Below are 13,344 nucleotides of genomic sequence, written 5' to 3' on the forward strand. Positions count from 1 at the left end.
CTCATGACCTCGACATCACCAGCACAGCCAGCCGAGAAGCATGTCGCCCCCCAGGCTGACCACGGCGATCCCGCCAGGAGCTGGATCGCACGCATCGCCGAGGGGCGCGCCTGGCTGTTTCTCGCCGGCCTGATCATCTGTTTCGAGATCTGGTCGCGGAGCGCCTTCGGCGCCACTTTCGTGCTCAATCCGTTCAATCTTCAATCCATCGCGATCTTCGCCGTGGCGCCGCTGCTTTTGGCGACCGGGCAGACCTTCGTCATCATTTCAGGCGGCATCGACCTGTCGCTGGGCTTCATCATGGGCCTTGCGGCGGTCATCGCCGCGCATGCCACCAACATGGCGGGCGCCGCCATTCCGTTGCCGTTGGCCATGCTGGCCGGCATCCTTGCCGCGGTGATCGTGGCCGGCGTGCCCGGCGTCATCAACGGCTTGCTGATCTCGCGGCTCAGGGTCCCGCCCTTCATCGGCACGCTCGGCATGTTCGGCGTCGCCCGCGGTGTCGCCTTCCTGCTTGCCGGCGGCACGACGGTGCCGGTACAGAATTCCTGGTTCGCACTGCTCGGCAACGGCAAGTTCCATGGCGTGCCCTATCTGGTGATGATCGCCGCTGTCTTCGTCGTCGTGATGCACTATCTGCTCAGCCAGACCCGGTTCGGCCAGCACAATTACGCTATCGGCGCCAATGTGCAGGCCGCGCGCCGCGCCGGCATCGACATCAGGGGCCATATCCTGCGGCTTTATGTGCTGTCGGCAATGTGCGCCGGCCTTGGCGGCGCGCTCTATGCCGCGCGCTTCACGGCGGGGGCAGCGCAGGCCGGCGAACCGCTGCTGCTCGACAGCGTCGCGGCGGTGGTGATCGGCGGCGCCAGCCTGTTCGGCGGCTCCGGCACCATCTTCGGCACCGTCGCCGGCGCGCTGGTGATCGCGGTCATCCAATACGGGCTGGTCTTCGTCAATGTGGAGCCGTTCTGGCAGTTCATCGCCGTCGGCGTCGTCATCATCATTTCCGTTCTCATCGACCAGGCGCAGCGCCGGTTCAGTGGAGCCCGTCAGGATGAATAGCACCGAGCCCCTCCTCGAAGTCCGGAACCTTTCCAAGCACTTCGGTGCGGTACGGGCGCTCAACGATTTCTCCATGGCCGTGCGGCCGGGCGAAGTGGTGGCGCTTGCCGGCGACAATGGCGCCGGCAAGACGACCCTGATCAAGGCAATATCGGGCGTGTTCCAGCCGACGGGCGGAGAAATCCTGCTCAGAGGTCAGCCGGTGGCTTTCGCCACGCCGCAGGAGGCGCGCGAAAAGGGCATCGAGACGATCTACCAGGATCTCGCGCTGGCCGACAATCTGTCGATCGGTGCCAACATCTTCCTCGGCCGCGAACCGATGCGCAAGGCGTTCGGCTTCCTGCCGGTGCTCGACCGCAAGGCCATGGCCGAGGCCGCCAGGGAGACGATGAAGCGGCTGGACTTTCACGTCAGCCGGTTGAACGCGCCGGTCAGCAATTTCTCCGGCGGCCAGCGGCAGGCCGTGGCCATCGGCCGCGCCGTCTACTGGGACGCGCAGATCCTGATCATGGATGAACCGACGGCCGCGCTCGGCGTGCCGGAGCAGCGCAAGGTGATTTCGCTCATCCATCAGCTCAAGGCGCAAGGGCGCGGCGTGATCTTCATCTCGCATAATCTCCAGGACATCTTCGCCGTTTCCGATCGCATCGTCGTGCTGCGGCGTGGGATCCAGGCCGGCGAGCGCAAGATTTCCGAGACCAACCATGACGAGGTCGTCAGGCTGATGGTCGGCGGCTAAGGCCGTCGATTGCTAGCCGGCATCGCGGTTGGTCAGCGCGATGTGGCAGCAGCCGCTGCCGTGGCCGGGCGTCCAGGTGACATTGTCGAACGCACGCCGGTCGCCTCGAACAGGCCACGGTCGAAGGCGCCGGCGATGCGGCAGAGCGTCGCGAGTTTTTCCTCGCCGACGCCGGCCTCGACCCAAGCATCCTTGAGGGGGCAGCGTTTCACCTTGAAGGCGATGCGGTCGGGCCCGCGTTCGACATCGGTCGGATACATCCGGCCGTCATCCGGGCTGACCGACAGGAAAGCTTCGCCGATTGAGCGCGCGTCGTTGGGACCGAATCCGGCGAAGGCGGCTGCTGCCACTTCCTTGCCGCGCTGCTCGATGGTCCGGGTCATTATCGCCTCGGCTCTTTCGGCGCCCAGCTCTCCGGTCAACTCATCCAGGAACAGGCGATAGAGGTCGGCCCGGTTGCGGAATGCGGAATCGAGTTCGCGCGACAGTTTCTCGGCTCTGGCTTCGGGGTCGATCATGATGCTTCCTGCGTGGTTCTTCTGAGCTTTGGTGCGGCTGCCACGAGCGCCTTGCCGATAGCCGATCGCGGCGCATCGATGACGGCGCGGGCATCGCCGCTCTCGGCAATCCGCCCGCCGTCGAGAAGGATGACGCGGTGGGCGACGGCCCTGACGACGCCGAGATCATGCGAAATGAAGAGATAAGCGATCCGTTCCTGGCGTTGCAGGTCGAGCAAAAGATCGAGGATCTGTCCGCGCACCGAAACATCGAGTGCCGACACCGCTTCGTCGAGCACGATCAGCGAGGGTTTCGTGGCCATGGCGCGGGCAATCGCCACCCGCTGCCGCTGGCCGCCCGAGATTTCGTGGATGGCGCGAGAGGCGAGCTCCGCCGTAAGCCCGACGCGCTCCAGCAGGGCGGCGATACGGCGCGGGCGCTCGGAACGGGAGGCGACGCCGTGGATGCGCAAAGGGTCGTCAAGCACGCGCGCCACCGTGGCGCGCGGATTGAAGGCGGCAAGCGGATCCTGGAACACCATCTGCAAGCGAGCGCGACGCGCACGCAAGCTGGCGCCGCCCAGAGCCAGGAAATCATGGCCTTCAAACTCGATCCGGCCGGCATCCGGCTCGATCAGCCGCAACACCAGCCGGGCGATCGTCGACTTGCCGCTGCCGGAGGGTCCGGCCAGCGCCAGCGTCTCGCCGGGCCCGATTTCGAAAGAAACGTCGTCGGCCGCGGTAACTGTCTTGCCGCCACGGCGGTAATGCCTGGTAAGGTTGGAAACCGCCAGCACAGGGGCGCTCATGCCATCACACCGTGGTGCAGCGGTTCGGCGTCGAGGCCGATATGGGCCTCGAGCAGCGCGCGCGTGTAGGCTTCAGTTGGCGCACTGACGATCTGTTGCGTGGCGCCAAGTTCGATCAATTCGCCATGCCGGAACACCGCAATGCGGTCCGCCAGCTCGGCGGCCAGCGCAATGTCGTGACTGATGAACAGCAGCGTCATGCCGTCTTCTTCCACCAGCCGCCGGATCAGTGCGACGATCTCGGCCTGCACGATGGTGTCGAGCGCGCTGGTCGCCTCGTCGGCGATCAAAAGTCTTGGGCCGGCTGCGATCGCGGCTGCAATCGCCACACGCTGCTTCTGGCCGCCGGACAGCTGATGCGGATAGGCGCGCAGGGCGGAGTCCGGGTCGGGCAGACGGACGCGTTCGAGCAGATCCTTCGCCTTGGCGTATGCCTGAGGCCATGTGAGACCGAGATGGGTTCGGGAGACTTCGGCGATCTGTTTGCCGACGGTCATGACAGGATCGAGGCTGGCGGACGGGTCTTGAAAGATGAAGCCGATATCGCGGCCGAGGAGGGGTGCCTTTTCGAGAAAACGGGAAGGTAGGCGTTCTGCCTTGGCACCCAACATCGACGGTCGCAAAACCCAATCGATACGTCCGTCAATCCTGGCGCTCGCCGGCAACAAGCCTGCAATCGCCAGCGCCAATGTGCTCTTGCCCGAGCCGCTTTCGCCGAGGATGGCCAGCCGCTCGCCAGCCACGATGTCGAGGCTGATGTCCCTCAGCGCCACCACCTCGCCGTCGTCACGGCGGTAGGTCACCGCGAGGTTGCGGATCGAAGCCAGCGCGGTCACGACAGGCCTCTTCGGACCGCCGTGGTTTCAACGATGCCTTCGCCGGCGAGATAGACGCCGAGCACCGTCAGAACCAGTGCTATGCCGGGCGCGATCGACAGGAAGGGCGCGGTGCGCAGCACGGCGCGGCCCTCCGCTATCATGCCGCCCCAGGTGACCCGATTGGGGTCGCCAAGGCCGAGGAAGGACAAAGCCGCCTCGGTGAGGATCGCCGCTGCCACGATCACCGAGGACAGCGCCATCACCGGCGGCAAGGCATTGGGCAGCACCTCGCGAAAGGCGATTTCCAGCGGATGCATGCCGATGACGCGCGCGCCGGCGACGTAGTCGCGCTCGCGGATCGACAGCACTTCCGCGCGGGCCACGCGCGCGGGCCCTGTCCAGGTGCCGAGCGCTATTGCCGCCACGACGACGCCGAGCGAAGGGCCGACCACGCTGACGAAGGCTAGCGCCAGCAGAAAGCCCGGCACGGTCTGGAAGGCATCGGTGACGCGCATCAGCACCTCGTCGGTGAGGCCGCCGGCAAACCCGGCCACCGTGCCCACCATCGAGCCGATGGCCAGTGCGGCGGCGGCTGCCGCAAGGCCGACGGCAAGCGATGTGCGGGCGCCGTGGAAAAGCTCGGCCAGCACGTCGCGGCCGAGGCGATCCGTGCCGAGCGGCAGCGACCAGTCCTGGAAGGGCGGCAGCAGCGCCGGGCCGGCGATGGCTTGCGGGTCGCCCCGAAACAGCAGCGGCGCCGACAGGGCCATGGCGCACAATGCCGCCAGGAGTATGGCGCCGGCGACCGCCTCCGGCGTGCGCAGAAAGCGGCGGAGCGTGCTCATGTGCCGGCCTCGTTGGCGCCGACGCGCGGGTCGAGAAAGGCATAGGCGACATCGACGAGAAGATTGATGACGATGACCAGGACGGCGCTGACGAGAATGATGCCGAGCAGCAAGGGCGTGTCGCGCGCGGCCACTGCCTCCTGCGCCAGCCGACCCAGACCGGGCACGGCAAAAACACTCTCGATGACGACGCTACCGCCCAGCATCTGCGCCGACTGCAGGCCGAGCATCGTGACCAATGGCAGCAGCGCATTGCGGGCGACATGGGCAAGCACGATGCGGGGGAGCGACAAGCCCCTGGCGCGGGCGGCCAGCACAAAATCCTGCCGCCAGACCTCGGTCATGCCGGCACGCATCATCCGCAAATAGAGCGCCAGGTAGATGAAGCCGAGGCCTGAGACCGGCAGGACGAGATGGATGGCGATGTCGGCGGCGCGGTCGAGGCCGGCCTTGCCGGAGGCGATGGTCTCGATGCCGCCGATCGGCAGCCAGCGCAGGTCGACAGCGAAGACGACGATCAGCACCAGGCCGAGCCAGAAACCCGGCACCGCGTAGAGCGCCAGCGAACCGATGGAGAGAAAACGGTCGCGAAAACTGCCCGGCCTGGCGCCGGCATAGATGCCCAGCGCCGAGCCGAGGCCGAAGGAAAGCGCGGTGGCGCTGCCCATCAACCACAGCGTGGTCGGCAGGCGCTCGAGGATCACGTCGCGGATCGGCCGCGAAAAGGTGACGGACTGGCCGAGATCGAGATGCAGCAGCGCCCAGAGATAGTTGGCGAGCCGCGTCAGCTCCGACTGGTCGAGGCCCCAGCGATGGCGCAACAGCTCGATCATGCCGGCATCGCCGCCGGTAGAGACGATATAGGCATCGACCGCGTCGCCCGGGGCGGCCTCGAGCAGCAGGAACGTGCCGATGACGACGATCAAAAGCACGAAGACGCTGCCGACGAGGCGACGGCGGAGGAGCGTGAGGGCGCGGTTCATGGCGGCGTCGAAGAGGTGGTGAGACGACTGAACAAAATGTCGCGCTTGAGCGCCGCCCTCTGTCCGGCAGGACAGAGGGGGGCCTCGTAGAACTCAACGCCTACGATGATTTCGCGAACGTTCATCCGCGAAATACTGTCACGATTCCAGATATGTGTCCGCCCAGTTCGATACCGCCCAGCGCGGATTGTTGGCGATGTTGCCGACCGTCTCGCGCGCGACGCTGATGAAGCTCCATTCGGCGACATTGATCAGCGGCAGGTCGGCGGCCACCTCCTTCTGGAACTCCTTGTAAAGATTGGTGCGGGCCGATGTATCGAGCGTCTCGGACGCCTTGGCGATGAGCGCGTCCAGCGCATCGTTCTTGTAGCCGCCCTGGTTGGAGAACGGCACGCCGTCCGGAATGCCGCTCTGCACCAGGATGGTGGTCGAGATCGCCGGGTCGCCGCGGAACACCGGCGGGCCGACGGCGAGGTCGAAAGCGTGGTCGGTGTAGACGGCCTTGATATGCGCGGCGGAATCGTTGTTGACGAGCTGGGCGTCGATGCCGATGGCGGCGAGCGCCTGGCGCAGATAGTCGCCGAACTGCTTGGTTTCGTTGAAATAGGGAGCCGGCAACAGTTTCAGCGAAAAGCGCTTGCCGTCGGCGCCCTTCTTGTAACCCGCCTCGTCGAGCAGCGCATTGGCCTTGGCGACGTCGAAGGCATAGGTCGGGACGTCGGCGGTATAGAACTGCGGGTCGTTCTTCGGCACCGGGCCGGTGGCGGCGGCGGCATAGCCGAGGAACACCGTCTTGACGACGAAATCCTTGTCGATGGCATGCGCGATCGCCTGGCGCACCTTCAGGTCGGCGAGCTCCTTGCGACGGTGATTGATCTCGACGACGAGCTGGTAGGTCAGTCCCTCATAGCCCTTGGTGATCACCTTCAGGCCCGGCACTTTCGAGATGCGGTCAAGATCGGCCAGCGGCACGGCGGAGAAGGCGGCGAGCTGGATCTCTCCTGCTTCCAGCGCGCTCGCCGCCGAAGTGCGGTCGGGCAGCACCTGGTAGATGATCTCATCGAGATAGGGCTCGCCCTTGCCCCAATAATCCGTGTTCTTCGTCAGCCGGTAGTATTGGCCGGCCTTGTATTCGGCGAACTTGAACGGGCCGGTGCCGATGGGCGCGTTGTTGGCCGGGTTGTCCTCGATCTTGCCAACTTCGTAAACGTGCTTCGGCACCACGCTGCTCAGCGCCGGCAGAGCGTTGCGGATCAGCTGGAAGGGCGTCGGCTTGGCGAATTTGAACACGGCGGTCAATTCATCAGGGGTATCTACCGCGGCCAGATCCTTGAACACGGTGCGGCCGAGATTCTGCAGCGGTTTCCAGATCTGCAGCGCCGAGAAGGCGACGTCGGCCGAGGTGAACGGCTTGCCGTCATGCCATTTGAGCCCTTCGCGCAGTTTGAAGGTCGCCGACAGCCCGTCGGCGGCGCCTTCCCAACTGACCGCCAGGCGTGGTGCAAGCCCGTCCTTGCCATCGAAGGAGGCTTCGGCCAGCGTTTCGACGATCTTGCTGGAGATGAAGAAGACGCCATTCGAGGCGACGATGGCCGGGTTGAGGTTGCGCGGCTCGGAATCGGCGGCGAGCACCAGGCGGCCACCCTTCTTCGGCGTCTGCGCCCAGCTCAAGGCCGGCATCGCGGTGGAGGCCAGAAGCACGGCAGAGCCCGCAAGCACCGTGCGGCGTGAAATCCTGAACTCCGACATCATCCTATTCCCCCTCTATCTCATATCTTGCACGGAGGCCTTTCGGGCGTTTCCATGCACGTTTGATTATGGGCCTTGCCGTGGCTTTCGCCAGAGACGGAATGGCGCATCGTGGCGTGGCTTTGAAATTTTTGTTCGCTGGACCAGTTACGGGAGAGTGGTCGATAACCTGACCTGGTAAGACCAAGTCATCCGATGCACCTCACATTATGGGCACCGGCGACGGCCATTCAGCTGTGCGAGCCTGTTTCTGGCTGGACCAGATGGGCGAAAATGGTGCAGATTTGACCCGAAGTCGGAAGACCTATCGGGATCGGGCAGCCGGCGATCCAGCCGATCCGCGCGGACATTCAGGGAGAGAGACAATGAACATAGCTCCGGAGAAGAGTGCCGTCGGCGACATCCCATTCGACCACGCCAGGGTCGATGGCCTGATGGAAGAGGCTGATATCGACGTCCTGCTCGCGACCTCCAAGCACAACACCCAATATCTGCTCGGCGGCTACAAGTTCATCTTCTTCGCCGCCATGGATGCGATCGGCCACAGCCGGTACCTGCCGATCGTGATCTACGAAAAAGGCGGACCGGACCACGCCGCCTATATCGGCAACCGCATGGAGGGTGGCGAACACCAGAACCACCCGTTCTGGACGCCGACGCTGCATGCCGCCTGCTGGGGTACGCTCGATGCCGCCAATCTCGCCGTCGAGCATGTGCGCAAGATCGGCAAGGGCGACGCTCGCATCGGCATCGAGCCGGGTTTCCTGCCGTCGGACGCCTATGCCCTGATCCGCAAAGCGCTCCCCGACGCCAAGCTGGTCGATGCCACCGGCATGCTGGAGCGCATGCGCGCCATCAAGACCGAGGCCGAGCTGGAGAAACTGCGTATCGCTTCCGAACTGATCACCGATTCCATGCTGGCCACCATCCAATGGGCGCGCGAAGGCACGACCAAGAGCGAGATGATCGAACAGCTTCGCCGCGAGGAGACGAATCGCGGCGCGCATTTCGAATATTGCCTGCTGACGCTGGGCTCCAGCCACAACCGCGCGGCGTCGCCGCAAGCGTGGAAGAAGGGCGAAGTGCTGTCGATCGATTCCGGCGGCAATTATCATGGCTATATCGGCGACCTCTGCCGCATGGGGGTTCTCGGAGACCCGGATGCCGAGTTGGAGGACCTGCTGGCGGAGGTCGAGGCGGTGCAGCAGGCGGCGTTCTCGAAGGTAAAGGCGGGTACGCTGGGTGGTGACATGATTTCCCATGCCGAAGGCGTGCTGAAAAAATCCAAGGTCGCGCCCTACACGGATTTCTTCGCTCACGGCATGGGGCTGATCACGCATGAGGCGCCGTTCCTGATGACCAACCATCCGGTGACCTATGAAGGCACCTATGCGGGCAAGCCGCTGGAGAGGAACATGGTGCTATCGGTGGAGACGACCATGCTTCACCCGACGCGCGGCTTCATCAAGCTGGAGGATACGGTGGCGGTTACCGATACCGGCTATGTGATGTTCGGGGATCGGGGTCGGGCATGGAACCGGGGTGGCATGTAACCTGCCACGTTACAAATGAGCGTGCCGGTCTCGATTGTCTCTAAGGCGCGTCGCGTCGAAACGAATTCATGCGCGGCGCTTTGCCGTTGCCGCTAAACAGAAGTCACTTTTGCGCGACAGGCACTAAACCATTCCAGTGCAGACGACTTCCAATCTTCCGTCGATCGTCTGGGTGCAGCATATGGTAAGCCCCTCGGATGCGGAGACGACGGCGCAATCGGATGCAAACGTTGACGCCCACGGACTGCCGGATTTGGCGTTGCGATGGAACCAGGAGAGTTGGCTCTGAAGCCCGGCCATGATCATAAGCAGGGCATTGATGTCACGTTGATCCGGCGAGGGCGGTGTAAAAGCGATCTTGACCAGCGGATGCTTATGGTCTTTGCAGTTGACCGTCCGTACCTGCTCGACCGTCTGGATCAAGCTCAGCGGCACGGGTATCCAGGATTTGCAGGACAAATCGGTCGAAAAGAGAAGCGTTGACGGGTCGGCGTCGTTGGCCTTGACAATACCGCCAACCGTCATGGCCGGGTTGCCGTCCGGCAGGCTGCCCGTTGCGAGCTTTTCCACGAATTCCTGGGGACTGAAACGCGTCATCGCTTCTCTCTCAAGGAGGCATGCTGGACGATAGCATATCGGAAGGGCGCCTCAAAGTCGCGAGCGAGGGGAGTTCCCGGCCGGCAGCAACCTGAAATCCGGCAGTTCGCGCAATCCCAGTTCCGGCCCTGCCGGCGAATAGACGACGAACAGCTGCATCGGCCCGTCGCCGGTGTTGAGCGTCGAGTGGAAGCGGCTCTCCGGCACGTAAATGGTGCAGCCGGGGCCGACCTTCTCGACCACCGGATTGCCTTGCTCGTCCTCGACCATCTGCTCGCCATGGCCCGAAATGACAAAGATGATTTCCTCCGCGCCCGGATGGTTATGACGGGTATGGCCCTTGCCGGAGGGCAGGTCGACGACGCCGCCGGAAAAGCGGGTCGCGCCGTTCACTTCCGGAGCGACCGTCAGCGACAATTTTCCCCAGTCGAATCCGAAGGCGCCGACATCCTTCGGGTAGACGAACACCTTGCTCTTGTCGGTCATTCTCATGATCCCTTCTTTTTCTTCGTGGTCGTCTTCAGGCCGCCAAGCGTGACGGCCTTGAAATCGGCGGTCTGCCGGGCGATCGCCGCTTCCGCCGGCAGCCGCTCCATCGAGCTCGCGCCATAGAAGCCGTGCAGCCCCTTGCAGCGTTCGAGGATATAGCGGGCGTCGTCCGGCATCGAGATCGGCCCGCCATGGCAAAGCAGGATGACATCCTTGCGCACCGAACGGGCCGCTTCGGCGATCGCGTCGATGACGACCACGCAGTCGTCGAGCGACTTGGCAGAGGTGGCGCCGATCGAGCCCCCCGTCGTCACGCCCATATGAGCCACGACGATATCGGCGCCGGCCCTGGTCATGGCGCGCGCCTCGTCCGGGTTGAAGACATAGGGCGTGGTCAGAAGATCGAGCTTGCGGGCTTCGGCGATCATGTCGACCTCGAGCCCAAAACCCATGCCTGTCTCCTCGAAGCTCTGTCGCATGCTGCCGTCGAACAGGCCGATGGTGGGGAAATTCTGCACCCCGGAAAAACCCATCGTCTTCAGCTCGGAGAGCAGCAGCGGCATGATGACGAACGGATCGGTGCCGTTGACACCAGCCAGCACCGGCGTCTTCCTGACCACCGGCAGCACCTCGTAGGCCATCTCCTTGACGATCTCATTGGCATTGCCATAGGCAAGCAGGCCGGCGGCCGAGCCGCGACCGGCCATGCGGTAGCGGCCGGAATTGTAGATGATGATGAGGTCGATGCCGCCGGCCTCTTCGGCCTTGGCCGACAGGCCGGTGCCAGCGCCGCCGCCGACGATCGGCACGCCCTTGTCGATCATCCCCCTGAATTTCTTCAGTATGTCCTTGCGCGGTATTGCCGGCATGTCTTGGATCTCACTGTCTGGCGATTTCGAGGAAAGCCGCGACCGCGGCCTTGGCGAATCGGGGATCATTGATGTGCAGCGGCAGGCGTGTCAGCCGGCGCGTCGCGTTCGGCTTAATCGTGCGCTCAATGGCTTCGAACAGGGCGGCATCGGCTTGCGGGTCGAAGAAGGCGCCGCCTTCGATGTCGAGCGCCGAGACGCCTTTCTCCGGGACAAGGAAATGCACGGGCCCCTTGCAGCGGGCGAGCCTTGTGCCGATCCACTCGCCGATCTTGCGGCATTCCTGCGCCGTCGTGCGCATCAGCGTGACGTTCGGGTTGTGCTCGTAGAACAGCCGCCCGCGATAAGGGTCCGGAATGGTCGCAGGCGCCCAGAAATTGACCATGTCGAGCGCGCCGACCGAGCCGACATAAGGCAGGCCGGTGCGGGCAACGGCACCGAAACGATCCTCCGTCGCCGGCAGCACGCCGCCGAACAGGAGATCGCAGACCTCAGTGGTGGTGATGTCGATGACGCCGGACAGCAAGCCGCTGTCGGCCAGTTTTTCCATGCTGCGGCCGCCGGTGCCGGTGGCGTGAAACACCATGCAGTCATAGGTCGAACGGAGCTGATCCGCGATTGCCGTCACGCAGGGCGTGGTGACGCCGAACATGGTGAGGCCGATCGACGGCTTGCCCTCGGGCGGCGGCGGCGGTCCGGCGGCCATGCCCGATATCGCCTGGGCCGCATTGTGCAGAACGACACGCGAGAGCTGGTTCAGCCCGGCCATGTCGGTCACCGATGGCATCATGATGATGTCCGAGATGTCGACATAGGGCGCGGTGTCGCCGGAAGCGAGCGTCGAAACCATGATCTTGGGCAGGCCGAGCGGCAGCGTGCGCATGCCTGCGGTGACGATCGACGTGCCGCCGCCGCCGCCGATGCCGATCATGGCGGCAATGTCGTTTCGCGATTGGGCAAAGCGAGCGAAGGCGATGCCCATGGCGGCGACCGCAGCGCCGCGGTCGTCGCCGGCGAGCACCGCGTCTCGCCCGCCGGGATGGTGGCCTGCCACATCCCCAGCGGCAATGTCGACCGGCACGCTCGCGGCGCGCGTTCCGACGTCGACCCGGCAGACAGCGGCACCCGTGGCGGCGATCGCGTCGGCCAGGAAGGCGAGTTCCTCACCCTTGGTGTCCGCGGTGCCCACCACATAAATGCGCTTCATCGATGCCTCCCTCTGCCGGTCCAAGTCACCCAGAGGCTCAGTGCTCTACAGAGCGTCAACCTAGCCATTCCGAAAACGAGGAGGTCATTGCAATTTTTTGAGACGCGCGTATCATATTGGTATGGATGTCTCACGTCAACAAGCCGCAGCAAGCGACGACACCGCCGGGGGACCAGAGCGTGGACCCCGCGCGCGCACGAAACGGCTGATGCTGGAGACGGCGACGAGGCTGATGCAGGCAGGCGCAACACCTTCGGTCAGCGAGGTTGCCGAGGCGGCGCAGGTGTCCCGCGCCACCGCCTACCGGTATTTTCCGAGCCAGGCGGCACTGGTGCAGGCAGTGGTTAACGAGGGGCTCGGGCCGATCCTCACCTGGAAATCCACCTCTGCCGATGCCGAGCGCCGCGTTGCCGAGCTCTTCGACACGGCCATGCCGCGCATCGAGGCTTTCGAGGCGACCTTCAAGGCGGCATTGAAACTGTCGCTCGATCAGTGGGCGCGGCGCCAGGCCGGTACTTTGGGAAGCGAACCGGCCTTCAAGCGGGGCCACCGCGTCGAATTGCTTCAGGACGCGCTCGCTCCGCTCAAGGGCCGGCTGCCGCCGCGCGACCTCAAGCGGCTGGCGCAGGCGCTGTCGCTGATCTTCGGCGTCGAGGTGCTTATCGTGCTGAAGGACATCTGGGGACTGGACGGTCGCCGGACGATGTCCGTTGCCCAGTGGGCGGCGGTCGCCCTGGTGCGCGCGGCGATCGCGGAATCAGTCTCCGAAGCACAAGCGATCGAACCAACAAGGGTCACGAAATAGCAGGTATCTGGTTCTACCAGATTTGCATACTGGTTGCCGATATTAACCGCAATGCTGAAGCATGAACAAGGCCGATGTCTATCAATGAGTAGGAAAATTTAGGAAAAACAGGCAGATAAGGCTGGAATTCGAGACTTCGAGCTGTCACCATTGCTCAAGAAAGGGCTTGACGGAGCTTCAAAATTGGTAATACCAGATCAAAGGAGAAAAGCGGATCGAAAGTGAGGGCTGCGATCCATTTCCGGACGGGCGAGGAGGCTCCAAACCGGAAGGCGCGACCAAGGGAGGAACTACCAGGGCCGGCCCCGTTTGCCGGTTC

Annotated in this window: 14 protein-coding genes; 4 read left to right on the forward strand and 10 right to left on the reverse strand. The window is 64.2% G+C overall.

Annotated elements, in window-relative coordinates; all coding sequences use genetic code 11:
* Positions 1–3 precede the first annotated feature (3 nt).
* Positions 4–1,065: an ABC transporter permease subunit gene (locus tag LB547_RS19175; protein WP_140500436.1), complete on the forward strand. Its 1,062-nt coding sequence runs from the start codon at positions 4–6 to the stop codon at positions 1,063–1,065.
* Positions 1,058–1,804, forward strand: a complete 747-nt coding sequence (locus LB547_RS19180; protein WP_140500435.1) for an ATP-binding cassette domain-containing protein — start codon at positions 1,058–1,060, stop codon at positions 1,802–1,804. Before LB547_RS19175 ends, LB547_RS19180 begins: the two co-directional genes overlap by 8 nt.
* 32 nt (positions 1,805–1,836) lie before the next feature.
* Here LB547_RS19180 and LB547_RS19185 read toward each other — a convergent pair whose 3' ends face one another.
* The 6 genes from LB547_RS19185 to LB547_RS19210 form a co-directional block, all read right to left on the reverse strand.
* On the reverse strand, positions 1,837–2,322 hold the full coding sequence (locus LB547_RS19185) for an L-2-amino-thiazoline-4-carboxylic acid hydrolase (RefSeq protein ID WP_224655821.1): 486 nt from the start codon (positions 2,320–2,322) through the stop codon (positions 1,837–1,839).
* Entirely contained in the window at positions 2,319–3,110 is a 792-nt protein-coding gene (locus tag LB547_RS19190; protein WP_140558316.1) for an ATP-binding cassette domain-containing protein, read from the reverse strand. Before LB547_RS19190 ends, LB547_RS19185 begins: the two co-directional genes overlap by 4 nt.
* Positions 3,107–3,946 (reverse strand): ABC transporter ATP-binding protein, encoded by an 840-nt coding sequence (locus LB547_RS19195; protein ID WP_181178027.1) that lies wholly within the window; start codon positions 3,944–3,946, stop codon positions 3,107–3,109. The genes LB547_RS19190 and LB547_RS19195 overlap by 4 nt, the downstream gene beginning before the upstream one ends.
* The gene (locus LB547_RS19200) at positions 3,943–4,773 is read right to left on the reverse strand and encodes an ABC transporter permease (protein WP_140763317.1); all 831 of its coding nucleotides are present in this window, start codon (positions 4,771–4,773) and stop codon (positions 3,943–3,945) included. Before LB547_RS19200 ends, LB547_RS19195 begins: the two co-directional genes overlap by 4 nt.
* Positions 4,770–5,756, reverse strand: a complete 987-nt coding sequence (locus LB547_RS19205; protein WP_140763314.1) for an ABC transporter permease — start codon at positions 5,754–5,756, stop codon at positions 4,770–4,772. Before LB547_RS19205 ends, LB547_RS19200 begins: the two co-directional genes overlap by 4 nt.
* Before the next feature lie 138 nt (positions 5,757–5,894).
* Positions 5,895–7,505 carry an ABC transporter substrate-binding protein gene (locus tag LB547_RS19210; RefSeq protein ID WP_140763308.1) on the reverse strand — a complete coding sequence of 537 codons (1,611 nt, stop codon included), beginning with the start codon at positions 7,503–7,505 and terminating at the stop codon, positions 5,895–5,897.
* A gap of 365 nt (positions 7,506–7,870) precedes the next feature.
* Here LB547_RS19210 and LB547_RS19215 point away from each other — a divergent pair, with 365 nt between their 5' ends.
* A complete protein-coding gene (locus LB547_RS19215) occupies positions 7,871–9,058 on the forward strand; it encodes a M24 family metallopeptidase (RefSeq protein ID WP_140513813.1) in 1,188 nt (395 codons plus the stop codon).
* A gap of 123 nt (positions 9,059–9,181) precedes the next feature.
* On the opposite strand, the gene LB547_RS19220 is transcribed toward LB547_RS19215, so the two are convergent.
* The 4 genes from LB547_RS19220 to LB547_RS19235 are packed head-to-tail and all read right to left on the reverse strand — an operon-like array spanning position 9,182 to position 12,220.
* On the reverse strand, positions 9,182–9,655 hold the full coding sequence (locus tag LB547_RS19220; protein WP_140763305.1) for a hypothetical protein: 474 nt from the start codon (positions 9,653–9,655) through the stop codon (positions 9,182–9,184).
* Positions 9,656–9,706: 51 nt separating this feature from the next.
* A complete protein-coding gene (locus tag LB547_RS19225) occupies positions 9,707–10,141 on the reverse strand; it encodes a cupin domain-containing protein (protein ID WP_140513811.1) in 435 nt (144 codons plus the stop codon).
* 2 nt (positions 10,142–10,143) lie between these two features.
* Positions 10,144–11,013 (reverse strand): phosphoenolpyruvate hydrolase family protein, encoded by an 870-nt coding sequence (locus tag LB547_RS19230; protein ID WP_140565992.1) that lies wholly within the window; start codon positions 11,011–11,013, stop codon positions 10,144–10,146.
* A 10-nt stretch (positions 11,014–11,023) separates the two neighbouring features.
* Positions 11,024–12,220, reverse strand: a complete 1,197-nt coding sequence (locus LB547_RS19235; protein ID WP_140763302.1) for a Tm-1-like ATP-binding domain-containing protein — start codon at positions 12,218–12,220, stop codon at positions 11,024–11,026.
* A gap of 121 nt (positions 12,221–12,341) precedes the next feature.
* On the opposite strand from LB547_RS19235, the gene LB547_RS19240 reads away from it, so the two are divergent.
* A complete protein-coding gene (locus LB547_RS19240) occupies positions 12,342–13,025 on the forward strand; it encodes a TetR/AcrR family transcriptional regulator (RefSeq protein ID WP_140565998.1) in 684 nt (227 codons plus the stop codon).
* Positions 13,026–13,344 lie beyond the last annotated feature (319 nt).

Source organism: Mesorhizobium sp. B264B1B, from assembly GCF_020165765.1.
In the GTDB taxonomy this organism is placed as follows: domain Bacteria; phylum Pseudomonadota; class Alphaproteobacteria; order Rhizobiales; family Rhizobiaceae; genus Mesorhizobium.